This is a genomic window from Virgibacillus ihumii (assembly GCF_902726655.1).
GTDB lineage: Bacteria > Bacillota > Bacilli > Bacillales > Amphibacillaceae > Lentibacillus > Lentibacillus ihumii.
Genome location: NZ_CACVAN010000001.1, coordinates 738950 through 764185 on the forward strand (window position 1 = coordinate 738950; position 25236 = coordinate 764185).

31 protein-coding genes and 1 other RNA gene are annotated in these 25236 nt (G+C 40.0%); 6 read left to right on the forward strand and 26 right to left on the reverse strand.

From position 1 onward, the window contains the following. Positions 1-61 precede the first annotated feature (61 nt). Complete coding sequence (locus tag HUX68_RS03600; protein WP_174613540.1) at positions 62-301, reverse strand: DUF362 domain-containing protein; 240 nt, start codon at positions 299-301, stop codon at positions 62-64. Between the two features lie 144 nt (positions 302-445). Here HUX68_RS03600 and HUX68_RS03605 point away from each other — a divergent pair, with 144 nt between their 5' ends. Then, complete coding sequence (locus tag HUX68_RS03605; protein WP_174613542.1) at positions 446-1636, forward strand: M14 family metallopeptidase; 1191 nt, start codon at positions 446-448, stop codon at positions 1634-1636. Between the two features lies 1 nt (position 1637). Here HUX68_RS03605 and HUX68_RS03610 read toward each other — a convergent pair whose 3' ends face one another. The 13 genes from HUX68_RS03610 to HUX68_RS03670 form a co-directional block, all read right to left on the reverse strand. After that, entirely contained in the window at positions 1638-2189 is a 552-nt protein-coding gene (locus HUX68_RS03610) for a histidine phosphatase family protein (RefSeq protein ID WP_174613544.1), read from the reverse strand. A gap of 151 nt (positions 2190-2340) precedes the next feature. Continuing rightward, positions 2341-2547: a DUF6501 family protein gene (locus HUX68_RS03615; RefSeq protein WP_174613546.1), complete on the reverse strand. Its 207-nt coding sequence runs from the start codon at positions 2545-2547 to the stop codon at positions 2341-2343. 28 nt (positions 2548-2575) lie between these two features. Continuing rightward, the gene (gene msrA, locus HUX68_RS03620; protein WP_174613547.1) at positions 2576-3535 is read right to left on the reverse strand and encodes a peptide-methionine (S)-S-oxide reductase MsrA; all 960 of its coding nucleotides are present in this window, start codon (positions 3533-3535) and stop codon (positions 2576-2578) included. 101 nt (positions 3536-3636) lie between these two features. Next, positions 3637-4038 (reverse strand): VrrA/YqfQ family protein, encoded by a 402-nt coding sequence (vrrA, locus tag HUX68_RS03625; protein ID WP_174613549.1) that lies wholly within the window; start codon positions 4036-4038, stop codon positions 3637-3639. A 552-nt stretch (positions 4039-4590) separates the two neighbouring features. Further along, on the reverse strand, positions 4591-4800 hold the full coding sequence (locus tag HUX68_RS03630; protein ID WP_174613551.1) for a YozE family protein: 210 nt from the start codon (positions 4798-4800) through the stop codon (positions 4591-4593). A 10-nt stretch (positions 4801-4810) separates the two neighbouring features. Further along, positions 4811-5566, reverse strand: coding sequence for a twin-arginine translocase subunit TatC (tatC, locus tag HUX68_RS03635; RefSeq protein ID WP_174613552.1), 756 nt, complete (start codon positions 5564-5566; stop codon positions 4811-4813). Between the two features lie 67 nt (positions 5567-5633). After that, positions 5634-5822 (reverse strand): twin-arginine translocase TatA/TatE family subunit, encoded by a 189-nt coding sequence (gene tatA / locus HUX68_RS03640; protein WP_174613554.1) that lies wholly within the window; start codon positions 5820-5822, stop codon positions 5634-5636. Positions 5823-5841: 19 nt separating this feature from the next. Further along, positions 5842-6048, reverse strand: a complete 207-nt coding sequence (locus HUX68_RS03645) for a twin-arginine translocase TatA/TatE family subunit (protein ID WP_174613556.1) — start codon at positions 6046-6048, stop codon at positions 5842-5844. Positions 6049-6161: 113 nt separating this feature from the next. Continuing rightward, complete coding sequence (gene mobA, locus HUX68_RS03650) at positions 6162-6740, reverse strand: molybdenum cofactor guanylyltransferase (RefSeq protein WP_174613557.1); 579 nt, start codon at positions 6738-6740, stop codon at positions 6162-6164. 3 nt (positions 6741-6743) lie between these two features. Then, entirely contained in the window at positions 6744-7244 is a 501-nt protein-coding gene (locus HUX68_RS03655; RefSeq protein ID WP_174613558.1) for a dihydrofolate reductase, read from the reverse strand. A 28-nt stretch (positions 7245-7272) separates the two neighbouring features. Continuing rightward, positions 7273-8229 carry a thymidylate synthase gene (locus HUX68_RS03660; protein ID WP_174613559.1) on the reverse strand — a complete coding sequence of 319 codons (957 nt, stop codon included), beginning with the start codon at positions 8227-8229 and terminating at the stop codon, positions 7273-7275. A 200-nt stretch (positions 8230-8429) separates the two neighbouring features. Then, positions 8430-9026 carry an HD domain-containing protein gene (locus HUX68_RS03665; protein ID WP_174613560.1) on the reverse strand — a complete coding sequence of 199 codons (597 nt, stop codon included), beginning with the start codon at positions 9024-9026 and terminating at the stop codon, positions 8430-8432. Further along, positions 9026-10696 carry a formate--tetrahydrofolate ligase gene (locus tag HUX68_RS03670; RefSeq protein WP_174613561.1) on the reverse strand — a complete coding sequence of 557 codons (1671 nt, stop codon included), beginning with the start codon at positions 10694-10696 and terminating at the stop codon, positions 9026-9028. Before HUX68_RS03670 ends, HUX68_RS03665 begins: the two co-directional genes overlap by 1 nt. Positions 10697-11044: 348 nt before the next feature. Here HUX68_RS03670 and HUX68_RS03675 point away from each other — a divergent pair, with 348 nt between their 5' ends. Both HUX68_RS03675 and HUX68_RS03680 read left to right on the forward strand, forming a co-directional pair. Beyond that, positions 11045-11245 (forward strand): cold-shock protein, encoded by a 201-nt coding sequence (locus tag HUX68_RS03675; RefSeq protein ID WP_174613562.1) that lies wholly within the window; start codon positions 11045-11047, stop codon positions 11243-11245. A 168-nt stretch (positions 11246-11413) separates the two neighbouring features. Next, positions 11414-12088, forward strand: coding sequence for a queuosine precursor transporter (locus tag HUX68_RS03680; protein ID WP_174613563.1), 675 nt, complete (start codon positions 11414-11416; stop codon positions 12086-12088). Positions 12089-12418: 330 nt separating this feature from the next. Here HUX68_RS03680 and HUX68_RS03685 read toward each other — a convergent pair whose 3' ends face one another. The 8 genes from HUX68_RS03685 to HUX68_RS03720 form a co-directional block, all read right to left on the reverse strand. After that, positions 12419-12931, reverse strand: coding sequence for an isoprenylcysteine carboxyl methyltransferase family protein (locus tag HUX68_RS03685; protein ID WP_174613564.1), 513 nt, complete (start codon positions 12929-12931; stop codon positions 12419-12421). After that, entirely contained in the window at positions 12928-14019 is a 1092-nt protein-coding gene (locus HUX68_RS03690) for a type III polyketide synthase (protein ID WP_174613565.1), read from the reverse strand. Before HUX68_RS03690 ends, HUX68_RS03685 begins: the two co-directional genes overlap by 4 nt. Positions 14020-14158: 139 nt before the next feature. Next, positions 14159-15292, reverse strand: a complete 1134-nt coding sequence (locus HUX68_RS03695; RefSeq protein WP_174613566.1) for a THUMP domain-containing class I SAM-dependent RNA methyltransferase — start codon at positions 15290-15292, stop codon at positions 14159-14161. 172 nt (positions 15293-15464) lie between these two features. Further along, positions 15465-15847: RNase P RNA component class B (rnpB, locus tag HUX68_RS03700), an RNA gene on the reverse strand. Positions 15848-15915: 68 nt separating this feature from the next. Then, entirely contained in the window at positions 15916-16215 is a 300-nt protein-coding gene (gene gpsB, locus HUX68_RS03705; protein WP_174613567.1) for a cell division regulator GpsB, read from the reverse strand. Positions 16216-16429: 214 nt separating this feature from the next. Further along, positions 16430-16831 carry a cytidine deaminase gene (locus tag HUX68_RS03710; RefSeq protein ID WP_174613568.1) on the reverse strand — a complete coding sequence of 134 codons (402 nt, stop codon included), beginning with the start codon at positions 16829-16831 and terminating at the stop codon, positions 16430-16432. A gap of 61 nt (positions 16832-16892) precedes the next feature. Further along, entirely contained in the window at positions 16893-17249 is a 357-nt protein-coding gene (locus HUX68_RS03715; RefSeq protein ID WP_174613569.1) for a DUF1798 family protein, read from the reverse strand. Between the two features lie 74 nt (positions 17250-17323). Beyond that, positions 17324-17563 (reverse strand): hypothetical protein, encoded by a 240-nt coding sequence (locus HUX68_RS03720; RefSeq protein ID WP_174613570.1) that lies wholly within the window; start codon positions 17561-17563, stop codon positions 17324-17326. 151 nt (positions 17564-17714) lie between these two features. Here HUX68_RS03720 and HUX68_RS19590 point away from each other — a divergent pair, with 151 nt between their 5' ends. After that, positions 17715-17819 carry an acid-soluble spore protein SspM gene (locus HUX68_RS19590; RefSeq protein WP_425509503.1) on the forward strand — a complete coding sequence of 35 codons (105 nt, stop codon included), beginning with the start codon at positions 17715-17717 and terminating at the stop codon, positions 17817-17819. A gap of 67 nt (positions 17820-17886) precedes the next feature. Here the strand turns inward: HUX68_RS19590 and HUX68_RS03725 are convergent, their stop codons facing one another. Then, positions 17887-18837, reverse strand: coding sequence for a DUF2515 family protein (locus HUX68_RS03725; RefSeq protein WP_174613571.1), 951 nt, complete (start codon positions 18835-18837; stop codon positions 17887-17889). Between the two features lie 95 nt (positions 18838-18932). Here HUX68_RS03725 and recU point away from each other — a divergent pair, with 95 nt between their 5' ends. Continuing rightward, positions 18933-19538: a Holliday junction resolvase RecU gene (gene recU / locus HUX68_RS03730; protein ID WP_281355682.1), complete on the forward strand. Its 606-nt coding sequence runs from the start codon at positions 18933-18935 to the stop codon at positions 19536-19538. A 90-nt stretch (positions 19539-19628) separates the two neighbouring features. After that, positions 19629-22415, forward strand: a complete 2787-nt coding sequence (locus tag HUX68_RS03735) for a PBP1A family penicillin-binding protein (protein WP_174613573.1) — start codon at positions 19629-19631, stop codon at positions 22413-22415. 44 nt (positions 22416-22459) lie between these two features. Here the strand turns inward: HUX68_RS03735 and nth are convergent, their stop codons facing one another. From nth to asnS, 3 genes are all read right to left on the reverse strand, one after another. Next, positions 22460-23119, reverse strand: coding sequence for an endonuclease III (gene nth, locus HUX68_RS03740; protein ID WP_174613574.1), 660 nt, complete (start codon positions 23117-23119; stop codon positions 22460-22462). A gap of 3 nt (positions 23120-23122) precedes the next feature. Beyond that, entirely contained in the window at positions 23123-23809 is a 687-nt protein-coding gene (locus HUX68_RS03745; RefSeq protein ID WP_174613575.1) for a DnaD domain-containing protein, read from the reverse strand. Between the two features lie 119 nt (positions 23810-23928). Then, entirely contained in the window at positions 23929-25221 is a 1293-nt protein-coding gene (asnS, locus tag HUX68_RS03750) for an asparagine--tRNA ligase (protein ID WP_174613576.1), read from the reverse strand. Positions 25222-25236 lie beyond the last annotated feature (15 nt).

The window sequence follows — 25236 nt, forward strand, 5'->3', positions numbered from 1 at the left end:
ATATAAAAGCAACTTATGCTTTTATAAGAATCCTTTAACGATAATCCAAGTTTTTTATTGGTTAGTTTTCCTCGTAAAATTTACGATTTAATGCAATGTATTCATTTTCCTCTTCAGGCACTTCATCTTCCATATATATGGCTTCAACTGGACAGACAGCTTCACACGCGCCGCAATCAATACATATGTCCGGATCAATGTAGAACATATCTTTTCCTTCTTCTATACAATCTACAGGACAAACTTCAACACATTCGCCTGATTTTTCATTTTTACATGGTGATGTAATGACAAATGCCAAGTAAATCTCCTCCTTCAAATAGCGAGCATTATCATTGAATATACAACAATATTACCTAAAAATACTAATTGTTTCAACCTAAATACACATAGTCAATTGTCCACACATACTATTTACTATACCGAGTAAAGGGAGCGAGTGTACATGGAAGTAACGATACGCCCTGGCGACACGTTCTGGTACTACAGTCAATTATTCGACATACCACTTGTTTTAATTAAACAATCGAATCCACAGACAAATCCTGAGCAATTAGCTGCAGGGCAGCGTGTCAAAATTCCGGGATACGTGATGCCTAACTATACTATTGCCGTTAATGATACGTTGTGGAAGTTGGCAATCAAGTATAATATTCCAGTTGATCTGCTGCAATTGGCAAACCAGGAAGTTAATGCTGACAACCTGCAGATTGGGCAGACCATTCGTATCCCCGAGCGTGTAAACCAAATGCTGATTTCCGACCTTGACCAGTATACATTTAATAAAATGGAAATGGACATTAATAACCTGATGGAAGTATATCCGTTTATTGTCAAACAATCCATCGGCAATTCGGTTATGGGAAAAGACCTTATTGAACTGCAAATAGGAAGTGGTAATAAACAGGTTCATATCGATGGTTCTTTTCACGCAAATGAGTGGATCACGACTTCAACTATTATGCGGTTTGTAAATGAATATGTGCTTTCCGTTACGAATAAGCGTCCTATCCGCGGTTTAAACATGCTTCCATTATTTAATGAGACATTACTGTCAGTTGTTCCGATGGTAAATCCGGACGGGGTAAACCTTGTCTTGAATGGCGCATCAGCAGCTGAAGCTTTTCAGGAAGAAGTTTTGGAAATTAATAATCAAAGCAATAATTTTACAAACTGGAAAGCCAATATTAAGGGGGTTGATTTAAACAAACAATTCCCTGCTCTCTGGCAAGTAGAAGCTGAACGAAAACCAGATTCCCCGCAACCAAGGGATTATCCTGGGCCATATCCGTTGTCTGAACCGGAATCGAGTGCAATGGCAAATTTAGCAAGTGAAAGGAATTTTTTACGGTTGAACGCATTTCACACTCAAGGAGAAGTGATCTATTGGGGGTTTGAAGGGTTGGAGCCTCCAGTTTCTGAAGTTATCGTTAATGAATATTTTCGTGTGAGCGGTTATGAACCAGTCAGATATATCGATAGTTATGCCGGTTATAAAGATTGGTATATACAAGATTTCAGGCAGCCAGGTTTTACAATTGAGTTGGGGACCGGGATTAACCCGCTGCCGTTTGCACAATTTGAAGAAATATATCAGGAAAGCCTGGGAATTATGCTGGCAAATCTCTACCTTTAATTTAGTTCGACCATAAGCTATTAACAGCATGGATCTCTTCTTCTAAATTAATCAGGAAAACATCCGGATTTTGCAGGTTTTTCCACCCTTCAAATCCAAAGTCCGGATTAAACCTGCTTAACAATAGTGCAATCAGATTCCCATGACTGACCAGCAAAACATTCGAAACATCTGGTTGGGATTGCAAACTATCAATCAGTCCATTTGTCCGCTGTATAACATCATTACCGGATTCTCCTCCGGGAAGTCGGAAATCCGGGTCTGAGAAAGATTGCTCGAGTACCTCCATCCAGTCGTCTACTGGTTCATTGCTTAAAATACGTTCTTGAAGCCGATCATCAATGTTGATTGTCAAATTACTGTTTTCAGCAAAAGGCCGGATACTTTCGATTGCCCGTAAATAAGGACTGGAAATAATCTTATCAATTGCAAATTCGTTTTTTCCCAAGTATACCGACAATAGATGTGCTTGTCTCATTCCGACATCTGTCAGTGGCGAGTCTTTGTGCTGCCCATCAGCCAAACAGTGTCGGACTATAAATAAGTTTTTCAAGATGATCCAGCTCCTCTCCAGCAGTTTAGATGGAACCTATTTAATATTTTGAAAATAATAATATAAGTATAGCATTAATAAGAAGTATATAAAACAATTTTTGAATAAAAATTAACACAAAAATAGCAGGAATTTATGCCTGCTATTTTAACTACATTATTTCTTTAAAATAATCTTTAAAAAATCCGCCAACACGATTGCTGTTATCAATGATGAAGTAAAATTCATCCGTTTCATTTTTTACGGCATATTGCTTGCCTGGTGTTAGTTTATTGTGAACGATAAATTTTGTTGCGTCAGCATGCACACACTCCACTTTTTTAATTGTTTCGTGATTTTCCCAATTTAGATGAATCATCTGTATCCTCCTACATGTGCGAAATAGTTTATTTAAATAACTTCGAGTATTCGCCATACCCTTCCTGTTCCAGTTCTTCTTTTGGGATAAACCGCATCGCTGCAGAATTCATACAGTAACGGAGTCCCCCTTTGTCTTTCGGACCGTCCTCAAAGACATGTCCAAGATGCGAATCAGCATGTTTACTCCGAACTTCTGTCCGAATCATTCCGTGCGTTGTATCGGTGTTTTTCGTTACCTTGTATGGATCGATTGGCTTGGTAAAGCTTGGCCAACCACAGTCAGAGTCGAATTTATCCAAGGAAGAGAACAAGACATCACCGGATACGATATCAACATAAATGCCATCAGATTTTTCATTCCAATATTCATTTTCAAACGGCCGTTCGGTGCCGTTCTCCTGTGTCACAGTATATTGAATTGGTGTCAGGCGTTCTTTCAGTTCTTTTTTATCCGGTGTTTGACGCCAGTTTTTCAAGATAAAGTCCTCCCTTCCTGACCCTTTTTTATATAATTTATAATGAAATGGCTGTTTCTTATAGTAATCCTGATGATTCTCTTCGGCTTTATAAAATGTTTTTGCCGGTAAAACCGGAGTTACGATAGGTTTTGAAAATTTTCCACTCCCCTCCAGTCTTTCTTTGGACACTTCAGCAATCTTTTTTTGCTGTTCATCATGGTAAAAAATAGTGGTCTGGTATGATTCGCCTCGATCATTAAATTGACCGTCCGCATCTGTCGGGTCAATCTGCTGCCAAAACGTCTCAACTAATTGCTCATATGGCATTACTTCCGGATCATATGCGATCTGTACAGCTTCCACATGCCCTGTTGTATCAGAACATACCTGTTCATATGTTGGGTTGGCTACTGTACCGCCTGTATAACCGGAAGTGATACTTACAACGCCTGGCCGCTGATCGAAAGGTTCAACCATACACCAGAAACATCCGCCGGCAAACGTTGCATATTTTATTTGAGAATCCATGTATTACGAACCTCCATCATTTATTACTTTTAATTATTGTGTATAATCTTATTTTTTCGCTTTTCGGTTAAAAAATCAAGTTGTGTGCCTGAAAATGTACTTTAAATAAACAGCTTAGGTTTTGAACTTCCCGGAAGTTCTTCCTCATGCTCATAAAAGGTATCTTCTTCGATATTTTCTTCCGCGAATTCTTCTTCCTCTACATCATCAATTTCAACGTCATCACTTTCCTTCAGCGCCTTCATTATTTTAAACATCATTGGCAGATTTTTAACCATCGGGCCGTACTGTTGTATAATGGGGGCAGCATTTTCAACCGTTTTTAAAACTTGTTGAACTTTTGTGAGCGTATTTGTAATCGAACCAATCCGTTCTGGCGATAGAAAACTTTGCATTTTTTGGACAGGTATTATACGGTTTAAGCTATTATCCGGCGGCATTTGCCGGTTAAATGGAAAACTCCCAATATAATTCCTCTCAGGCTGCTGCGTTGGCCATACCATCATAATCCCTCATTTCTCGATTTACTATTCTAGGTTATTGTACGTAACAACAATGAAATAGTGTAGGCTATCAGCATGCACAACAATAAGAAATACACCAGATTTGCCCAATTATTCAGTAAATATTTCCCGGGCAACCGCAAAATGTTACATGTTCAAACGTTTATTTGAAACTTGATGACGGAATTTGCCGGAAGTTGTCTTCCCTTATTAGGCTTACGGAATCACTGAATCAATCAAACGTTTGTTTAAATTTATATGTTTTCAGAAATCCCCCACCCTATTAAGTTAATGTTATGTAGAAAAAAACGTAGAGGCTGGGGCAAATCAAAAAGCATAATTCAAAAAACGAACAATTTTAGAGGTCAGCGGAGGAAATATACGTAGACTCCTGCGGGAGGACAGGCCTAGGTGAGACTCTGAAGTGCGTCAGCACGAAGAGGCTCAACAGCCGCCCGCGGAAAGCGAAGTATATTTCCGGAGCGGCTCAGTCCACCATTTAATTCGATTTTTCTTTTAATAAAATACTATTTGTCCTGGCCTCTATGTTCTTTATGTTTTATAATCATCCCAAAGTTCGTCAAAGACCCGCAACGCATTTGTGAATGGGCTGTTCCATTCAAGGTAGTTGCTGATTTCATCATAATCGGTTGAATGTTTCGGAAAGTCATGATCATAAAACATCCAATCAGCAAGCCGGCTTTTATCATCAGTTTGTTTATTCCCCCGATAAGTCATCATGTAATGGTAAAATGAACGCATACATTGCACCTCAATCGCTTTCCATAAATTCCTGATGCTTTTTCAATTTTTTGCGGTAAACAAAATCTGATAGATAAATGCTAATTTCATATAAAAGAATCAGCGGGATTGCAACTACAATCTGCAGTACAAAATCCGGGGGTGTAATCGCTGCACCGACTATAACAAGAATTAGGTATGCATACTTTCTGGTTTTTCGCATAAATGCAGGTGTCAGAATTCCGAGGCTTGTTAAAAACATGGTAACCACCGGAATTTCAAACAGAACCGCAAACGGTACAATCACACGAAAAAGTAATTTAAAGTATCGGTCATAAGTAAATATTTCGTTAAACATTCCTTCATTCAAGGAAAGCAGGAACGGAACAATCAGTTGAACAAACACAATATAGCCAAAAGTCAAGCCAGCAATAAACAGGAGAAAAACTGCCGGGATATAGGGCAAGGATGATTTTTGTTCCTGCTTGGTTAATCCAGGTCTGATAAACAACCAAATTTGCAGGCAAAGTAATGGAAGCGTTCCGATAATCGCTACGAGTCCTGCCATCGTGATATAAACAGAAACTGTATCAGTCAATCCTGTTATATTTAAAGTAAATCCAAGATCTTTTACGAAAAAGTGGTAAATATCTTTTACATAAATAAATCCAATGAAAAATAAAACTATAAATGTTACCGCAGTAACAATCAGCCTGTTTCGTAACTCGGATAAATGTCCAACCAGATTCATTTCCTTCTCATTATCATACTGTGTTTCTCCAGGCATTTTTCACACTCCCAGTGCTCAGGCATAAAAGAAGATGTAAGGGGCCCCCTACACCATCAGAAGTTAACTATTTGTTTGATGAATTATGTTTCTCTTCCGCGTCATCATCTGAAACAATATCTTTTGTTGCTTTTTTGAATTCTTTCAGAGATCCACCAACAGCCTTGCCGATCTCCGGTAATTTTGAAGGGCCGAAGACAATCAATGCAATGACCAGAATTAATATTAATCCGGGGATGCCAATATTACTTAACATACACAATCACTCCACTAAATTATTTGCTTTCATCACCTTTAACAATGTCGCGAGCTTCTTTAATTTCATCTGCGGCATCACCAGTCAAATCACGGGCTGATTTCTTAAATTCCTTTAGTGTATGACCGGCGGCTTTTCCGATTTCTGGAAGTTTCTTTGGTCCGAATACAACCAATGCGATAACCAATATAAGAATAAGACCTGGAAAACCTATATTTGCCAGCATCAAATCACCTTCTCCATATGTATTATTGGAAAGTTCACCAATTATCATTCTTAATCTATAAAATGCTTATTTAAACGTCTTTAGTTTAACATGAAATTCCTGTGATTAACAACTTAAAAATGTTTAGCTTCCTCGTACTGCTCCGGATTGTTCATATTAAAAAAATGTTTTTTGAGTGTATTTTCCGGAATTCCCTCGAAGTTATCTGCATAATTGACATTTATGAAACGGAATACATCTCTCACTTTCAGCTGATTCTGTTCCAGTTGCTGTTGAATAAACGGAAGTATTCGTTTCGTGTATATTCCGGATAGTGGATGTATTCTATCGTTGAAAACCGGTACGACAGCATCGTAACTTTCCAGCTCACAGAGCAATTTATTGTACACTTCCGCACTTATATATGGCATATCGCATGCAGCACAGATAAATATCGATGTATCGATATGATAAAGTGCCGATTCCAAACCGGCGAGCGGTCCCCTTCCAGGATATCGGTCAGCATGCTTTTCAATATCAAGAAAATCATACTTCTCAGGGAAATTTGTGATGATCGCCTGATGCAACGAAAATGATTTCATTTGCGTTGCAATATGTTGAATGACAGGTTTACCCCCAAGAGGAAGCAGTGACTTATCCGTTCCCATTCGGGATGATTTTCCGCCTGATAAAATAATACCGCAAGTGTTCATATTCTATGCATCCAATCGGTTTCGATCATATTGCAGAAAGTAGTAATCATATGGATTTTTCTCGTTCTTCTCACCTTTTTCTTTCGATGTCAGTTTCCAGTCTGTATCGGAAAATTCCGGAAAAAAGGTATCCCCATTAAATGCCTCATCAATCCACGTTATATACATCCGGTCAGCATACGGCATTACCTGTTTGAATATATTAGCACCACCAATTACAAATAGCTCTTTATCAGGGTAATCATTATTCCAATCATATATGGTATCCAGATTATTGATTACTTCAACCTCATCAGGAAAATCCATCTGTTTTTTTGTTAACACGACATTGTTGCGGTTCGGCAGCGGTCCTCCCATGGATTCATATGTTTTTCGTCCCATAATAATGGTATTGCCGGTTGATTTTTCTTTAAAAAATTTTAAATCATTTGGTATATGCCACGGCAGATCATTATTCAGTCCGATTGTTTTATTTTTGTCCATAGCAACAAGCAAAGAAATCATACGAATCAGTCCTCTCTTTTGTGTCTATTTAAACAGCAATTGGTGCCTTAATGGATGGATGTGGATTATAATCCTGTACTTCAAAATCAGTCAGTTCAAAGTCAAATATCGATTGTTTATCCTGATTGATGACCAGTTTTGGCAATGGCTTTATATGGCGGCCAAGCTGTGTTTTCACCTGATCCACATGGTTGGTGTAAATATGTGCATCGCCCAGTGTATGTACAAATTCGCCTGGTGCAAGGTTGCATTCATGTGCAATCAGGTAAGTTAATAATGCATAACTTGCTATATTAAATGGTACCCCAAGGAATATATCTGCACTGCGCTGGTACAGTTGACACGACAACTTGCCGTCCGCAACATAAAATTGAAATAATGTGTGACATGGCGGAAGTGCCATGTTTGGTATATCTTCCGGATTCCACGCGGTAACGATATGTCTTCTGGAATCGGGTTTGTTTTTTATGGAGTCGATAACCTGTTTCAGTTGGTCAATTGTTTCATCATTGGACGTCTTCCAGTCTCTCCATTGCTTTCCATATACATTGCCCAACTCTCCAAATTTACGTGCAAACGCATCTTCCTGAAGTATTTGTTTTTTAAAAATGGCCATTTGTTCCTGATATTCCTCATTGAAATCGGGATCACACTGACTGCGGTTTCCGAAATTCGTCATGTCCGGCCCATCATAATCATCGCTTTCCACCCATTTTTTAAATGCCCATTCATTCCAAATATTATTATTGTTTTGCAGAAGGTAGCGAATGTTTGTATCTCCTTTGATAAACCAAAGCAATTCGCTTGCAACGAGCCGAAACGGCACTTTTTTTGTTGTCAGAAGCGGAAATCCTTCACTCAGATCAAATCGCATCTGGTGTCCGAATACGGAGTAGGTTCCTGTGTTTGTCCGATCCTCTTTTTTGTTTCCGTTTTCCAGTACCTGTCTGCATAATTCCAAATATGCCTTCTCACCTTTTTGCATGTTGTTTCCCCTCCATATCGAACATGTTCTTTATGTATTTTTCCATATCTTTTTAATTAAATTTATTGTAACACAAACCTAAAAGAGGGAGAAATGGAGCAGAAAACTGTAAATAATGCAAAAGATAAGCCAGTGGGATATCCTGGTGCCCGAGTTGTCAAATAAAAAAATAATGATGCAGGCGAAAAGGAAATTCCTTTCTACCTGCACCATTCACTGAAAAATTGATCCAGGTACATTTCCATAAAACGATGTCTTTTTTCAGCAATCCGGATGGCACTGTTAGTATTCATCCGCCCCTTTAATAACAGCAGTTTATCATAAAAATGCTGGATGGAAGTACCATCACTTTCCGTACTGCTCCAAATCAGCTGTCCGTTGGAACCGCCATAAGCGAATGTGCGGGCAATGCCAACTGCCCCGATTGCATCAAGCCTGTCCGCATCCTGAACAATTTTTCCTTCCAATGTATCCGGTACGTTTCCTTTTCGAAATGACACATCTTCAGCTGCTTGCAGGATTTTACGTGTTTCATCTCTGGTAATTCCACTGGATAATAGGAATGCTGTAAGATCATTAATTGCCTCAGTCCGATCTGCAAATAGTTTTTCATCCCCTATATCATGGATCCATGCTGCAGCTTCACAAATAAATGGATTGGCGTTTTCCGCTTCTGAAATTGTTCTTGCCGCATCAGCCACCCGACTCATGTGATGAAAATCGTGTCCAGTAGCATCGCTGCTGAAAATGGCAAACACATAATCCCGGATGGCAGCGATTTTATCGTCGTTGTTCATTAAAATAACCCTTTAATTTTTCCATCTTCTGTAACGTCCATATTTAAGGCTGCCGGTTTTTTAGGCAGTCCTGGCATCGTCATCATATCTCCGGTCAATACAACGATGAAACCCGCTCCAATTGACGCACGCAACTCTCTGATGGTTACGGTAAAACCGGATGGTCTGCCAAGCAGTGACGGATCGTCGGATAATGAATACTGTGTTTTCGCCATACATACCGGCAGATCTCCCCACCCTTGTTTTTCGTAAAAAGCAAGTTGCTTTTTAGCTTTTGCAGATAGTTCAATATCATCAGCACCATATACTTTTTGAGCAATTTTACGGATTTTTGTATACAAAGTGTCTTCCAGTTCATAAATTCGCTGAAAATTCCGCTCAGCTGATTGAGCTGTTTGAACGACATTCTTAGCCAGTTCAATTCCGCCTTCTCCGCCGTGCGCCCAAATATCTGTTAAAGCCACGTCTATTTCTCTTGCTTCACACCATTTTGTAATATAATCTGTTTCTGCTTCTGTATCGTCCGGGAATTTATTGATGGCAACAACGAATGGAAGACCGAATTGCTCAACAGTTTCGATGTGCTTCTGCAAATTGTCCATGCCTGCTTTTAAAGCATTAACATTCTCTGCTTTCAGATTATCTTTTGCAACGCCGCCATGCATCTTTAACGCCCTGACAGTGGCGACAATGACTACAGCGTCCGTATCAAAATCACCTGCCCGTGACTTTATATCAAGAAATTTTTCAAGTCCCAGGTCTGCTCCAAATCCTGATTCTGTTATAACGTAGTCCCCTAGCTTAGCAGCTGTTTTAGTGGCCATAATACTGTTACAGCCGTGGGCAATATTTGCAAATGGACCGCCATGAATAATTGCTGGTGTGTTTTCAATAGTCTGAACGAGGTTCGGCTTAATCGCATCCTTCAACAGTAATGTAAGTGCACCTTCCATTTTAAGGTCCTTAACGGTTACCGGTTCCCCATCATAGGTGTAGCCAACAACAATTTTGGAGATCCTTTCTTTCAGGTTTTCCAAACTGGTTGCTAAACAGAGAATCGCCATAATTTCCGAAGCTACCGTAATATTAAAACCATCTTCTCTTGGTACGCCGCGCAACGGCCCGCCAAGTCCGACAACGATTTGCCGGAGAACACGATCATTCATGTCCATGACGCGCTTCCATTCAATCCGACGGGGATCAATATTAAGTTCATTCCTTCTGTGTATATGATTATCAATAAAGGCACTTAGAGCATTGTTGGCGCTGGTAATGGCATGTAAGTCTCCCGTAAAATGCAGATTAATATCTTCCATCGGTAGTACTTGTGAGTAACCCCCGCCGGCAGCTCCGCCTTTCATTCCCATAATTGGACCAAGTGAAGGTTCCCGAAGTGCAATAATTGCTTTTTTTCCAATACGGTTAAGCGCTTGGCCGAGCCCGACTGTTACAGTTGACTTCCCTTCCCCGGCTGGTGTTGGATTAATGGAAGTTACCAGAATAATTTTCCCGTCGGGCTTATCTTCCAGCTTTTCCAGCAGTTTGTCCGACAATTTTGCTTTTGTATGGCCGTATGGTTCCCAGTCATTACTGGCCAAATCAAGACTTTCAGCAATCTCACCAATCGGTTTCAGTGTAGCATTTTGTGCAATTTCGATATCAGTAGGCATAGTGTAGCACACTCCTCTCTATCAATTACTTATAGTTTAACGTACTTATTCTATTTTTCACATAACTTTCGTTCGATTTCATAAAACGATTACATTTTTATTCATTTTTTAGTATAAAAAGTCAGAAATTCGCAAATAAACCAGACATTTTCTTGACTGACAGCCTAAAATACGCTATATTGGACGTAAGCAAAGAAGGATGTATGGAATCATTATTGACAGGCAGCTTCTATAGAAGTAGGTGTACATGTGATTCTACACTTCTATATGGAGATGCCTTTTTTGGTATTCATGATCTGTCTTTGTATTACCACGTTTTACGTGAAAGTTTTTAGGAGGATTATTCACATGGAAAATGGAGTAGTTAAGTGGTTCAACGCTGAAAAGGGGTACGGCTTTATCCAAGTTGAAGAAGGAAATGACGTATTCGTTCATTATTCCGCAATTCAGGAAGAAGGCTTCAAATCACTGGAAGAGGGCCAGGAAGTTGACTTTGAAATTGTTGAAGGCGAACGTGGCCCGCAAGCTGCAAACGTAAACAAAAAATAACGAAGTCATATACAAAGCGGTAATCTGTTATAGATTACCGCTTTTTTTGGTGGCTTTAAAACAATCCTTTGATATTGCCTTTTTAAAAATGAATCCGTATAATGAACGTTGTTGTTTCACGCGGTTCGCAAACTCCCGCGTTATCAAAACTAAGGAGGAAGATAAAAAATGCCAAATGAGTTAATATGGATCTTATTTGCACTGCTCAATTTTTCATTGCTTTTGCTATTTTATCGCATGTTTGGGAAGATGGGTCTGTTCGTCTGGGTCGGAATGGCTACAGTGATTGCCAATATTCAAGTGTTAAAAACGGTTGAACTGTTCGGATTAACGGCGACTCTTGGAAATATCATTTATGGTACTGCCTACCTGGCAACTGATATTCTAAATGAAAAATACGGAAAAGAAGATGCAAAAAAGGCTGTCTGGATGGGATTTTCAACGCTGATTGCCATGACGGTAATGATGCAGATTTCCCTTGTGTTTAATCCGGCTCCGGATGATGTCGCCCATGAGTCCCTGCAAATGATTTTTGGAATGATTCCGAGGGTTGCGGCCGGAAGTCTTGCAGCATATGCGGTAAGTCAGTATTTTGATGTGTGGATTTATGACAGACTGCGTAAAATATTCCCCGCAGATAAATTTTTGTGGATTCGGAATAATGGAAGTACGATGCTAAGCCAGCTTCTGGACTCTGCCGTTTTTTGTTCCATCGCTTTTCTCGGACAATTTCCGGCGACAATCTGGCTGGAAATTTTCCTGACAACATATATTATCAAATTTGTAGTAGCCTTAATCGATACGCCGTTCATGTACATTGCTAAATATATGCATAAAAAGTAGAATTTAAAGCTTATGGAAACAATGATTATAAAAAGAGGCTGGGACAAAAAGTGATTTATCAAAAGAAAAAACGAATTAAATGGTGGACTCAGCCGCTCCGGAAATATACTTCGCTTTCACTTTCGAGCATAAGTGCGACAACAGCTCAAGGAAATCACTTTCGCTGTGTCTTCTTTACCGCGGGCGGCTGTTGAGCCCTCCTCGTGCTTACGCACTGCGGGGTCTCATCTAGGCCTGTTCTCCCGCAGGAGTCTACGTATATTTCCTCCGCTAGTTTCTAATATTGTTCGTTTTTTGTATTACACTTTTTGATTTGTCCCAGCCTCTTTTTTAAGTTGCCGCATTACGCAATGCTTTCTCCTCCCGTGGTATTCTGACTCGCAGCAACAATATGTGAAGAATTGGAAAGATCACCGCTGTAATCTGTGCTCCTAAAATAAATGGAATGACAAACAATTCAATCGCAACGATAATATAATTTGGATGCTTTACATATTTGTATGGCCCTTTTCGAATCAATGCAACCCCGGGCAGAACAATGACCTTTGTATTCCAGAAGGGACCGAGAGCCTGAATACACCAGATTCTGCACATTTGCGTGAGTAAAAATATGGTAAACCAAAAGTAACTGATTTCAGTAATCGAATTTCCATCAACGACAGCTTCCGTTATTATGGATAAGAAGAAAAAACTGTGCAGAATAATAAACCATTTATAATGTTTCTCCCCCCTTTCGACCCCTCCTCTTTCTTTCATCCAAATCTCATTCTGTTTCGCGATATACAATTCGATCAGCCGTTGTGCAATTACTGTTATAATAAAAAGCCACATCCATATTGTCATGATCTATCCCACTCCATTAACAACAATTCGGAACTGAATCCCGGTCCCAAAGCTGAAAGTACACTCACTTCATTTTTTGGTATTTTTTCTTTCATCCATCTGTCCAGTACATATAAAACTGTCGCAGATGACATATTCCCATGGTCACACAGTACATCATAGGAATACTTGAATTTTTCTTCAGATACAAGCAGTACTTCTTCCATTGCCTTTAGCACTTTCATACCTCCCGGGTGAGCGACAAGCGAATGTATATCCTCTTTTGTTAATTGATTGTTCTGTAAGAACGTTTTTATGTGTGTACTCCAGAATGTTCTTACAAGTGAAGGAATGCTTTTGGAAAAAATAACTTCCAGACCATTATTGGTAACATCCCATCCCATAACATCATTACTGTTCTTCATCGTTTTGGAACTTGTTTTGTATATCAGTGGTTTGCTGTTTTGGTTATACGAAAGAAATGGTGAATTATTCCCCATTAACAGTACTGCACCAATACCATCACCAAAAAGTGCTGTTCCTATCAGATTACTTTTTTGTCGGTCATTTTTTTGAAACGTAAGGCTGCAAAGTTCACAACAAACCAGAAGAGCATTCTTGTCCGGGTGTGCTGTTAACCAGTCAAATGCACGGGAAAGTCCGATTGCTCCACCAGCGCAGCCAAGGCCCCATAACGGCATGCGGGTAACATCCCCCCTGAATGGCCGATCGTTCATTAAAAACGTATCGATGGAAGGAGTAGAGAGTCCGGTACTCGACACAAAAATAATCAAATCGATTGCCTCATACGGAATACTGTTGTTCAAAAAATATGAATTGGTAAGGCAATCATCCATGGCCTGCAATGAATATGTACGGGCATGTTTTTGGTATAAATCATTTTTTTCTTTAAATGTATGATCTTCTTTGAACCAATCTGCATCTGTCACAAGCTGTCTGTGTTCGATTTTTGCATGATCAAATACAGGCAAAAATCGGCGTGCCTCTCGCCCGGAAATTGAGAATATATCCTGGACAAGCGTTTTTATTTCGTCCTGACCCAAGTTATGCTCGGGAATGCCTTTTCCAACTGAAGAAATATATGTCATCGTGTCACCTTTTTATATACAGTTTGCAACATGATTCCAAAAAACATACATAAAAAAACAGGGGTTCACCCTGTTTTTCCAGCGACCATAATAGTCTGAAGTGCTTTTTGTATATTTTACTGCAATTAATCTTGTTAATTTAACTCTGTTTCCTCCCGAAGTACTGATAGTAATTTGTTTGGATAAATCCATTAAACAATTTTCGTTTTTTTGTTGCTTTGATGCCGTATTGTTTCTCAAACTCGTCAAATGCCGTCATAATATAAACGCTCCACGTTGGATGATCGCGCATAATTCGGCCAAGATCGCGGTAAATCGCAGCGGCTCCTTTTTTGTCACCAATCCGCTGACCGTATGGCGGGTTCCCAATCAAGTAACCATTACCTTTGCGAATAAACAAATCTTTTACCTGCATTTGTTTCCAGGAGATAAGTTCACCCAGGCCGGCTTCTTTTGAATTATCGTTCGAAATCTTAATCATTTTATGATCAATGTCGGATCCGATAATATCGAGTTTTTGATCATAGTTTGCTTCATCTTCTGCTTCTTCAAATGCTTCATCCCAGAAACGGCTCTTAATAAAATTCCAATTTTCCGAATCAAATTCACGATTAAAGCCCGGTGCAATATTCTGCCCAATCAATGCTGCCTCAATGGGGATTGTCCCGGAACCGCAGAACGGATCGACAAGCGGGGAATCAGGTTTCCAGTTTGTCAGCAGTATGAGTGCCGCAGCCATTGTCTCCTTTAAGGGAGCCTCCCCCTGTCCAACACGGTAGCCCCGTTTATGAAGTCCGCTGCCTGAAGTATCCAACGTCAGTAATGCTTCATCTTTATGTATTGCCACTTCCACTTTATACATTGCACCAGTCTCAGGCATTTTACTGGCAAACCCATACTTTAATTTCAGTCGTTCGGCAATTGCTTTTTTAACAATCGCCTGACAATCGGGAACACTGTATAATGTTGATTTGACGGATTTACCCGAAACAGGAAACTTTCCTTCTTCACTAATAAATTGTTCCCATGGCAGTGCTTTGGTCGATTCAAACAAGTCGTCAAATGTAGCAGCATTAAATCTGCCAACGAGTAATTTCACACGATCACCTGTGCGCAGCCATAAATTACAGCGTGGAATCGCTGATACAGGAGCCTGGAATACTACTTTTCCATCTTCGACGTGCGCTTCATATCCCAACTGATTAATTTCTCTTGCCACAATTGATTCCAGTCCCATGGCAGCGGTTGCAATCAATGTCACATCTTGTTCCATAGCATTAATTCCTTTCACTTTCAAAATTCAATATCGTTCTACTTTATTATACCGTAAGGAAAAAACCTTTCCAACAGCAAGCGTGCAATCAGAAAGGTTTCCATAATTTAACGCATATAAAATTAAAGGCATATAATCAAGCACTATGTGTTTAAGAACAGACCGGTGAATACCTGGTAAGCCATGTTCTGTCCCGTTGTACTTCCAGCGGTGGTCAACCTTGTACATTGGTCGTAATCATCTATCTACAAGCTATGCTTGTCCCTTTTTCGGTTCATTTCCCTAATCAAGGATGCCCCTACCATTATTTGGGTTGCTCACTCGTGGGGTTTACCCCGTTCCACCCGGAAAGTTTCCGATCCGGCTTCGTCACTGTGGCACTTTCAAGTGTACTCATCCATAACACATCGGAATTAGGATTTTTCACTGCCGTTAACCATTACGGTTACCCTGACTTATGATTTCGTCAAGCACGATCACTACAGGCATCGCAGCCCGTGTGAGCATGGACTTTCCTCTGCATGCTAAAATTACATACAGCGATTACGCAGGCATTCATCATTTCTCTTCATTGATTATAGCATATAAAACGCATTTTCGCATTGGTAAAAAGAAGTAACACATTAAGAATCTGCGTACTTTTTACCAAATACCGCTTTTTCAAGGTTGGACAATCTTTTAATAACGTCATAGTTAACCTGATGATTTGGTGCTGCGGTTCTCGTCCTTGTCTGATCGGATTGCTTACGCAGCCTATCATTTTCCTGTTTCAGTTTTTCAATCTCCTGCTGAAATGCTTCATAATCCTGAATAACTGTATCAAGAAACTCGTCTACTTCCTCTTGGTGATAACCACGGATGGCTGTTTTAAATTCCTTTTCCAAAATATCCTTACTGCTAAGTTGCATTCGATTTGCATTCATTTTGAGTCACCTCATGTTTTTCAAAATTATCAATCAATAACAATTGTATTTTTATCCATTTTATTTATGTGTATCCTTTCTTCCATCCAGTATAACATTAAAGATTATTCTTGTCTTATAGCGAGTGCGGAAGTTTTATTATAAGATTCAAACGTAACTTATATTTTCTGACGTTCTAAAGCAAAAAAAAAGAAGCCAAACACTCGCTTCTTTTTTACTGTTTATTTAAATCTTCCTGCTGAAAGGAAAAAGGAAGTAACGCTTCCATCGAGATAGAATTGATATCGTTATTCAGATTTGTCAGATGTATTTCGGTACTAGCATCAAAGAATTCGCTCATTACCTGACGACAGGATCCGCATGGCGGGACAGGTCTTTTTGTGTCAGCTGCCACCGCCAGACTGGTAAAATGATGTTCACCATCGGATATGGCTTTGAAAATTGCCACCCTTTCCGCACAGCAGCTGACCGGATATGCAGCATTTTCAATATTGCATCCGGTATAAACCTTCCCGGATTTGGTAAGCAGTGCTGCCCCCACCGGAAATTTCGAGTATGGTACGTAAGCTCTTTCCATGATTTTAATCGCTTTTTTTATTAAATCATTTTTATTCATACTGAACCCCTTTCACGTTGGAAGGTTATTATAAAAGATTACTTCCCCCGTGTAAAGCAAGTTACCCGTCACGCAGGTCATGTATAAGCTGATCAAAGATAAAATTCACCGAATGATTCAGCTCCATATACCGCTTTCGTTTCACATCAATATAAAAACTATGCATTAACAGGAGCCCCATGTTTTCCTTAGTCGATGTAACCTGGTGCGGATGCAATGACACTTTTTGATCCTTAACTACTGCCAGTGCTTCTTCCTCCCAATTATCCAGCATTTGATAAATAGGTTCAGTCTGTGACTTAACCATCAGAAAAAATTCCTTGTCTTTGCGATCTTCCGGAGGGTCATTTTCTTCATACTTATATTTTAATTGCTGTAATTTTTGTTTAAGCTGTTCTGTCTGCATTTGAAGATTCATAATAATGTATCCGACCTTTTTACAGTTTAATAGTACAGGTTCATTTTACCATCAGACCATAAAATAATCAGCCGTTACGATAATTTTTTTCTCACTTTGAAATTAGGGGCAGAAAGTTTAATTTCCGGTTTTTGTTTTGCCAGTTTCTTCATGGAGGATTTAGTCCGATTTATATTTTTTTGCTGCTCATGGAAATGCTGCAATATGGTGTCATCCACCTTCAACGTATACTTTTGTTCCATTATCCGTATCTGATCAGCCAGTTCCGAAATCGCATCGGTAAATGTCTGCTTGTCCAAATTTTCAACAGCCATGTTATTCACCCTCACTTTTAGTTGGTTATTACTCTTATTCCACAATAACGCGCCGTCCCCTTCCTGTTCGACAAAACTAGAAGAAATGAAACAAAACTAGTGTAAATTTAATGAAGGTTAGACAAACTATTCATGGAAGGAGGTTCTGAAAGTGAAGAAGAAACAATCTGATAAGCAAGACGAACGTAAACAGAAACGTAAGCCAACAGATATGGGAAATAAGAAACTGGACGGGCCTAATCGCCCATCAACCTAAAAGAAAAGCGGCAGCGCATATTCATTGGATAACCTGGCTGATACAGACCCATCAAGCCAGGTTTTTGTTATAGTATCTTTTTTACGTGGTAATAAGCATAAAACAGCTTTCTTTTCTTGTAAAAAGAGTTGCTGACATCATGATTCAGGTCAGCGCTGACATTTTTCAACCATTTTTTTCTGATGCCCCCGGTTTTATACCAGTCATTTCGAATTGTATCCCGATGTGTAATTACTGGATATACCGTACGTAAAAAAGGGGCTTTTTCCATTGGCTTGGAAAAAAACTTCTCATAATCTCTTCTGGAACCGGTATGTTCATTATTTGCCGCAAAACGGTAAATGGATAAATAGACAGCTGGATTATAAATAATGGAGGCGATTTTTTTCCCAAGTAAAATTCGATTCGTTAATTTTGTAAAATCATGAACATTTACGCCAAAAAGTTTATTGTCCGATGTCGGGAGTATAATAGCGTTTAACAATAAAATATCCTGCAGAAGGTATGGCGGACGCAAAAATACTTTATACTTGAAATATGACTGTTTTATGACTGGCTGCTGAATAACATTTTGCTCATTGATGATCAATGCCAGCATGAGTCGATCCCTGTCTCCAAATTCCCAGTAACGCTGCCACTCATCAACCATATATTGCGAGACATGAAACGCGAACAGCAAATGGAACATCGGCTTGTTTTTCTGTACGGACAGCTGAAATATCAACAGCTGTGGATATGCGTCAGAAAAAATCAGCCAGTTAGCCCGTTCATAGGTCATAAACAATTGATTTCGTTCCTTTTTACCCAATATTTCAAGAAACGGTGAAAGAAATAAATCCGTCATATTCCAACCGGCGTTTCTTGATACCATGCTTGCAACAAATGCCCATTTTATGTCGGGAAATAGGTTATAAAAGTTTTGATATGCGTTTGTTCGGGAAATGTTATCCGAATTATACTCATTCGTTTTTTTTGTTATATAATGTAGATATTGGTGATTTTTTGAATTAAAATGCATGGAAATTACCTGCTTTCACACTATTGTAAGAAGTTAATGGTTACCAAGCATGCCAATTTTTGATATGATACTGTAATATGCTGGGGGGAATGAAAATGAGGTATCCGAATGGCACCGGTAAAAACATCAGGCAGCGAATGCCCAAGACTCAGCAGAAAAACGGGTACAGTAACCGTGGCATGACGTTGGAGGAAGATATTAATGCTACTAATACTTATTATTTAACTGTGGAAAAAGCAATTATTCATAAAAAGCCCACCCCGGTTCAAATTGTCAAGGTGCATTATCCCAAAAGAAGTGCAGCGGTCATAACCGAGGGGTATTTTAAGCAGCCATCGACAACGGATTATAACGGCATTTATCGAAGCAGGCACATTGATTTTGAAGCAAAGGAAACCAAAAATAAAACGCGTTTTCCTTTGGCAAATATACATGAACACCAAATTACCCATATGAAAACGATTGTTGAACATGGCGGCATCTGCTTTTTGATTATCCGGTTTGCTGCATACGATGAAACGTACTTTATGCCTGCCGGAAGATTTTTTCCGTATTGGGAGGAAAAAATTAACGGCGGGAAAAAATCCATTTCATATGAGCAGATTAAACAGGAAGGTTATTTGATCCCCTTTCATTTTCAAGCCAGGGTAAACTATTTAGCCGTTATCGATCGGGTTTATTTTGCGGATAAAAAAGATTAAAACTCGTACTGCATAAGTGCAACTAACTAGGCTTTCGCCTGAAATCCGGCGACACACTTAGTTTTCGAATAGATTGGAGGAAGATGAGTTATGGCAGATAATGGCCAGTCTCGTACAGCAAGAAGAAAACAAAAGAAATCAAAAAAGAAACCAGTATGGAAACGAATTTTTTTGATGGCAATGATTGCCCTCTTAGTAATAGGTATTGGTGTTGCGGCGTTATTTTCCTATTACATTGCCACCGCCCCGGAGATTGATGCATCCAAATTGAAAACACCGTTTCCATCAAAAATCCTGGATAAAGATGGCGAACTGATTGCTGATTTAGGAAACAAAGCGCGCTCAAAAGTGGAATACGAAGACCTTCCTGATGTCCTGATTGATGCAGTTATTGCTACGGAAGATTCCCGTTTCTTTGAGCATCCTGGTATTGACGTCTGGCGAATTGGCGGAGCAATTATAGCCAATATTACGAATGGGTTCGGGTCAGAAGGTGCCAGTACGATTACACAGCAATTGGTGGAAAAATCGTTTCTGAGCCATGAAAAGAAAATCAGTCTCAAAGTACAGGAAATGTGGCTGGCACTGCAACTGGAACAGAAATACAGCAAAAAACAAATACTCGAAATGTACTTAAATAAAGTATATTACGGAAGTGGTGCTTACGGTGTCGGCAAAGCGGCTGAAGTATATTTTGGCAAAACAGATTTGAGCAAGCTTACATTGCCTGAAGCAGCAATTTTGGCTGGACTGCCGCAACGACCATCTGCTTATAACCCATTTGAGAATCCGGAACTGATGAAACAGCGGATGAATATCGTTCTCAGCCTGATGGTTCAGCACGGCAAAATCACAGAGAAACAAGCGGAGAAAGCCGGCAATGTGGACATTAAATCCCTCCTGACGCAAAAAGAGCAGGAAACGAATCAGTATACTGCATTTCTTGATCGCGTACGTAAAGAGGTTAAAAATAAAGTGGATGGAGCAAATATTTATACGGATGGGTTGAAAATCTATACCACAATTGATACCGATGTTCAGGAGCATGTACAGTTCCTGCTGTCTGATAATGCAAATAACCCAATCGATTACCCTGAACCAAAAACAATCACTGTGGAAGGCAAATCCAAAACAGTTGACATGAGAGCCGGTATGGTCGTTCTGGATACACAATCAGGTGCAATCAGAGCAATCGGCGGCGGGCGCAACTATAGTCATGGATATAACTATGCAACAGATATCAACCGTCAGCCAGGCTCAACATTTAAACCGATTATTTCCTATGGACCGGCTATTGAAACTCAACAATGGTCAACATATCATCAATTGAATGATGACGGACCATATGAAATTGAAGGTACTGATCAGGAAATCCATACATGGGTAAATGGCGGTCATTATTACGACTGGGTTTCCATGCGGTTTGCACTTAGGGAATCATTGAACATTCCAGCGGTAAAGACGCTTACGCAAGTTGGCTATGGTACCGCTCAAAAATTTGCAGAAGATCTTGGCATTGAATTTCATAACGATCAAATTGCGCTGACGGACGCAATCGGCGGTTCACAAACGGGAACGAATCCGATGGAACTCGCCGGAGCATATCGGGCTTTTGCAAATGGCGGAATTTACAATGAGCCATATGCCGTTACAAAAGTGGAATTTCCGGATACAGGTAAAACAGTTAATCTGAAGCCGGAACCAAAGTCGGTTATGTCAGATTACACAGCGTATATGATGACAGATATGTTAAAAACAGCTATTTCAGAAGGTACCGGTAAATTGGCTGATATTCCTAACTTGCCTGTTGCGGGTAAAACAGGTACAACCAACCTGGAGGACAAAGAAGGCAGTCCGGATTCCTGGTTCACCGGTTATACGACAAAATACACCATTTCTGCGTGGACCGGATATGATAACCAAAAAGTAGTACTTCCGGATACAAAAATTCCACATGCATTGTTTAAAAATACAATGACTGAAATATCACAGGATATCGAAACACCTGATTTTGAAATGCCGGATTCGGTAGTCGAAGCTAAAGTAGAAGAAGGATCCCGTCCTGCCAAACGGCCGAGCAGCTACACACCTTCTTCTGAAATTGTGACGGAACTATTCGTTGATGGTCATGAACCTACTGCAACATCTGATAAATATGATCGGCTTGATTCTGTTGACAACCTGAATGCAACGTATGATAAGAATGCAAAATCAATAAAGGTAACATGGGATTACGGGTCTGATGACAATGTGTCCTTTGATGTGAAAGCAAGTGTTAACGGTGGTTCCATGCAGGGTCTGTCTTCCACTGACGAGACCTCACTTGAAATATCAAACGTCGAACCGGGTGCTACCTATAAAATTCAGGTAACAGCGATCAGCGAAGAATCCGGTGTAAGCAGCAGTGAACCTGCCACAGTATCGGTACAAATACCTGGAGACAAGGAAGAAGATGAGGGAGATCAAGAGCAAGAAGAAAATGAAGAGGAACAGGATAATAACGGCAATGAGCCAATGCAGGTATCCAATGTCAGTGCATCCTATAATCCGGATAATCAGACAGTATCGATGGCTTGGGATTATTCCGGGCCGCCCGCCATCTACAATGTTGTTATCGACGGCATATCATCACAACAGGTTACATCGACCAATGCGTCATACTATCTGGAATTTCCGCGCCCGGGTCGGTCATATACAGTTACCGTAACTCCTGTTGGCAGAAACGGCAGCAATCAGGGACAGCAAGGCAGCCCTGGGACCACACAGTTCACCATTCCAGCGGATCAAGGAAATGGTGAAGGTGCAGGAAATGAGGGTGGCGTTAATGAAAATAGTAATTCAAATAGTAATGAAAATAATACTGATGAGGCCGCCTAAATATGAATAAACAAGAGAGACAGCTGAACTATAGCTGTCTCTCTTTATTTTGCTTTATTCAGCTTTTTCATCCGTTTCTGCCCTTCCCTGCACAATTCGAGGAGCGGACATTCCGGGCATTCCGGATTTCTTGCTTTGCAATGGTAACGTCCAAAAAATATCATTCGGTGATGTGTATCCGCCCACTCATCTTTCGGTACCTTTCGCATCAACGTCTGTTCAACTTCCAGAACTGAATCTTTCCAGCGGCAAATTGCCAGTCGCTTAGAAACACGTTCAACGTGAGTATCGACAGCGATTGCCGGTTCTCTAAATGCGACTGACGCAACAACATTGGCAGTTTTTCTCCCGACACCGGCCAGTTTCATCAGTTCCTCTTTTGTTCTTGGTACTTCCCCTTCATATTCATCAAGCAGCATCTGACACAGTTTACGGATATTTTTTGCCTTGTTGCGGTATAACCCGATGGAACGGATATCCTGTTGCAACTCCTCCAATGATACTGCAAGGTAATCTTCCGGGGTTTGATATTTTTTAAATAAAGATTCGGTAACTTTATTGACCAATACATCGGTGCATTGCGCTGATAACAATACCGCAATTACTAATTCAAAAGGATTATCATGTCTGAGTTCGCATTGTGCCTCAGGGAACATCTCCTTCATCACCTCCAGGCAGTATTCAACCTGGGATTTATTCAACATTCATTACTCCCCCTCTTCCAGCCAGTTGTAGTAAAATGATGTATCACGTTTCTTGCCCTGTGTCTCCTGTTTGCTGCCTTGTTTATTATGAAATTGTTTGCTAGCTTCCCGCGCCTGATCAACCGAATGAATTCCTTTCTTCTTCCATTCACGGAGTATCCGATCAATATATTTAAAGTTTAATTTACCCATTAAGACAGATTCCCTAAGGGCAGCTTTAATTAAGGAAGGTAAGATATGATCTTCATCGAGCCAAACATTAATCATTTCAATTTCAAAAGGAGACAATGGTCTTCCGAATTCCTGCTCAAACAGCACAAATATTGTACCATCTTCCGTTTTTTCAACAGGTTCTACCACTTCTTCCTCAAACAATTTTTTCCACAGCGGATTTAAGCTGTATGCTTCGCTTATCTGGTGTGATTCATTTTCGGTTTGTTCAATTGATATCAAATTCCGCTGTATGAGTTTCCGAAGTATATCTGAACACTCTTTTTCTCCAAATGACAGGTAAGATGCCAGCTCACCAGGCGTTGGAAAGTCATTATTTTCATTCAAAAAACGGTATATATGAAGAATTACCATGACCTCTTTTTCATTAAGGTTTAATGATTTGTATGATTCGAGCAGTTTTATTGGAACCTGCAGTTGATTTAGCAGTATATCCTGAAATGAAATGGACTTTTTCACTTTATAACACCTCGTAAACATTATAACATGGAAGTTTATGTGTCGGATTTAAACTATGCCCCGTGGCATTGCAGTAATCGAATAAAATCCCCTGCTGATTGGAGCAAGGGATTTACAAGTTATGGATAAAGTCTGTTTAGTAACCTTGGGAAAGGAATGGTTTCCCTGACGTGGTCAACACCTGCAAGCCATGCCACCGTTCGTTCCAGTCCAAGACCAAATCCGGAATGTGGTACACTTCCATATTGTCTTAATTCTAAATACCATTTGTATGCATCACTGGTTAAGCTATGCTCTTCATAGCGTTGTTTCATCAGCTCCAGATCATCAATGCGTTGTGAGCCGCCGATGACTTCCCCATACCCTTCTGGAGCAATCAGATCAGCACATAGGACGACTTCCGGTCGATCCGGATCAGGCTTCATATAAAACGCCTTGATTTCTGCTGGATAATTGGTGATAAATACTGGTTTATCAAAATGTTCTGCAATGGCGGTTTCGTGTGGTGCACCAAAATCTTCACCCCACTTAATATCATCAAACCCTTTGTTCTGCAGCAACTCCACAGCATCATCATAACTGATCCTCGGGAAAGGCGCTTTAATATTTTCCAATTTTGATGTGTCCCGTTCAAGCGTACCCAGTTCAAGATGGCAATTTTCCAATACAGATTGAACAACAAAGCTTACGTACTGCTCCTGAACTTCCAGACTCTCATCATGGTCCATAAATGCCATTTCCGGTTCAATCATCCAAAACTCAATCAGATGACGTCTCGTTTTTGATTTTTCGGCACGGAACGTCGGTCCAAATGAGAAAACTTTGCCAAGCGCCATTGCTGCTGCTTCCATATATAACTGACCACTCTGTGATAAATAGGCTTCCTCATCGAAATATTTGGTATGGAACAATTCAGTTGTACCTTCGGCAGATGAACCGGTCAAAATTGGCGGATCCACTTTTACATAGTCGTTGTCATTGAAAAACTGATAGGTTGCCCGAATGATTTCATTGCGGATTTTCATGACAGCATGCTGTTTTTTTGACCTAAGCCATAAATGACGGTGATCCATTAAAAATTCTGTTCCATGTTCTTTTGGTGTAATCGGATAGTCGATTGCTTCATGAATTAGCTCTATATTACTTACTTGCATTTCGTAGCCAAATGGTGACCGTTTATCTTCAACAATCGTTCCAGTAATGTACATGGAAGATTCCTGCGTCATGTTCTTGGCAAGCTGGAATGTCTCTTCGGGAACGTCGTTTTTGGCAACAACTCCCTGCATAAATCCTGTTCCATCACGCAGCTGTAAGAAAGCAATCTTACCGCTTGAACGCTTGTTTGCCAGCCAGGCTCCAATGGTTACTTCCTGCTCCAGAGATTTTGGTGATTGTGATATCGTTGTTTTCAAAAAATTACCTCCACT

Bases quoted from the DNA above. Each gene is read 5' to 3' on its own strand.
- gpsB (WP_174613567.1), bottom strand. From the start codon at position 16,215: ATGAATGCAAATCGAATGCAACTTAGCAGTAAGGATATTTTGGAAAAG.
- nth (WP_174613574.1), bottom strand. From the start codon at position 23,119: ATGTTGAATAAATCCCAGGTTGAATACTGCCTGGAGGTGATGAAGGAG.
- HUX68_RS03655 (WP_174613558.1), bottom strand. From the start codon at position 7,244: ATGATTTCTTTGCTTGTTGCTATGGACAAAAATAAAACAATCGGACTG.
- HUX68_RS03720 (WP_174613570.1), bottom strand. From the start codon at position 17,563: ATGGCTGTTGAAAATTTGGACAAGCAGACATTTACCGATGCGATTTCG.
- HUX68_RS03725 (WP_174613571.1), bottom strand. From the start codon at position 18,837: ATGCATTTTAATTCAAAAAATCACCAATATCTACATTATATAACAAAA.
- HUX68_RS03735 (WP_174613573.1), top strand. From the start codon at position 19,629: ATGGCAGATAATGGCCAGTCTCGTACAGCAAGAAGAAAACAAAAGAAA.
- HUX68_RS03675 (WP_174613562.1), top strand. From the start codon at position 11,045: ATGGAAAATGGAGTAGTTAAGTGGTTCAACGCTGAAAAGGGGTACGGC.
- HUX68_RS03660 (WP_174613559.1), bottom strand. From the start codon at position 8,229: ATGCAAAAAGGTGAGAAGGCATATTTGGAATTATGCAGACAGGTACTG.
- recU (WP_281355682.1), top strand. From the start codon at position 18,933: ATGAGGTATCCGAATGGCACCGGTAAAAACATCAGGCAGCGAATGCCC.
- HUX68_RS03645 (WP_174613556.1), bottom strand. From the start codon at position 6,048: ATGCTGGCAAATATAGGTTTTCCAGGTCTTATTCTTATATTGGTTATC.
- HUX68_RS03695 (WP_174613566.1), bottom strand. From the start codon at position 15,292: ATGGAACAAGATGTGACATTGATTGCAACCGCTGCCATGGGACTGGAA.
- HUX68_RS03685 (WP_174613564.1), bottom strand. From the start codon at position 12,931: ATGACAATATGGATGTGGCTTTTTATTATAACAGTAATTGCACAACGG.
- HUX68_RS03630 (WP_174613551.1), bottom strand. From the start codon at position 4,800: ATGCGTTCATTTTACCATTACATGATGACTTATCGGGGGAATAAACAA.
- msrA (WP_174613547.1), bottom strand. From the start codon at position 3,535: ATGGATTCTCAAATAAAATATGCAACGTTTGCCGGCGGATGTTTCTGG.
- HUX68_RS03670 (WP_174613561.1), bottom strand. From the start codon at position 10,696: ATGCCTACTGATATCGAAATTGCACAAAATGCTACACTGAAACCGATT.
- HUX68_RS03680 (WP_174613563.1), top strand. From the start codon at position 11,414: ATGCCAAATGAGTTAATATGGATCTTATTTGCACTGCTCAATTTTTCA.
- HUX68_RS03690 (WP_174613565.1), bottom strand. From the start codon at position 14,019: ATGACATATATTTCTTCAGTTGGAAAAGGCATTCCCGAGCATAACTTG.
- tatA (WP_174613554.1), bottom strand. From the start codon at position 5,822: ATGTTAAGTAATATTGGCATCCCCGGATTAATATTAATTCTGGTCATT.
- HUX68_RS03665 (WP_174613560.1), bottom strand. From the start codon at position 9,026: ATGAACAACGACGATAAAATCGCTGCCATCCGGGATTATGTGTTTGCC.
- vrrA (WP_174613549.1), bottom strand. From the start codon at position 4,038: ATGGTATGGCCAACGCAGCAGCCTGAGAGGAATTATATTGGGAGTTTT.
- HUX68_RS03715 (WP_174613569.1), bottom strand. From the start codon at position 17,249: ATGAATCTTCAAATGCAGACAGAACAGCTTAAACAAAAATTACAGCAA.
- mobA (WP_174613557.1), bottom strand. From the start codon at position 6,740: ATGAACACTTGCGGTATTATTTTATCAGGCGGAAAATCATCCCGAATG.
- HUX68_RS03615 (WP_174613546.1), bottom strand. From the start codon at position 2,547: ATGATTCATCTAAATTGGGAAAATCACGAAACAATTAAAAAAGTGGAG.
- HUX68_RS03605 (WP_174613542.1), top strand. From the start codon at position 446: ATGGAAGTAACGATACGCCCTGGCGACACGTTCTGGTACTACAGTCAA.
- HUX68_RS03710 (WP_174613568.1), bottom strand. From the start codon at position 16,831: ATGAATAAAAATGATTTAATAAAAAAAGCGATTAAAATCATGGAAAGA.
- tatC (WP_174613552.1), bottom strand. From the start codon at position 5,566: ATGCCTGGAGAAACACAGTATGATAATGAGAAGGAAATGAATCTGGTT.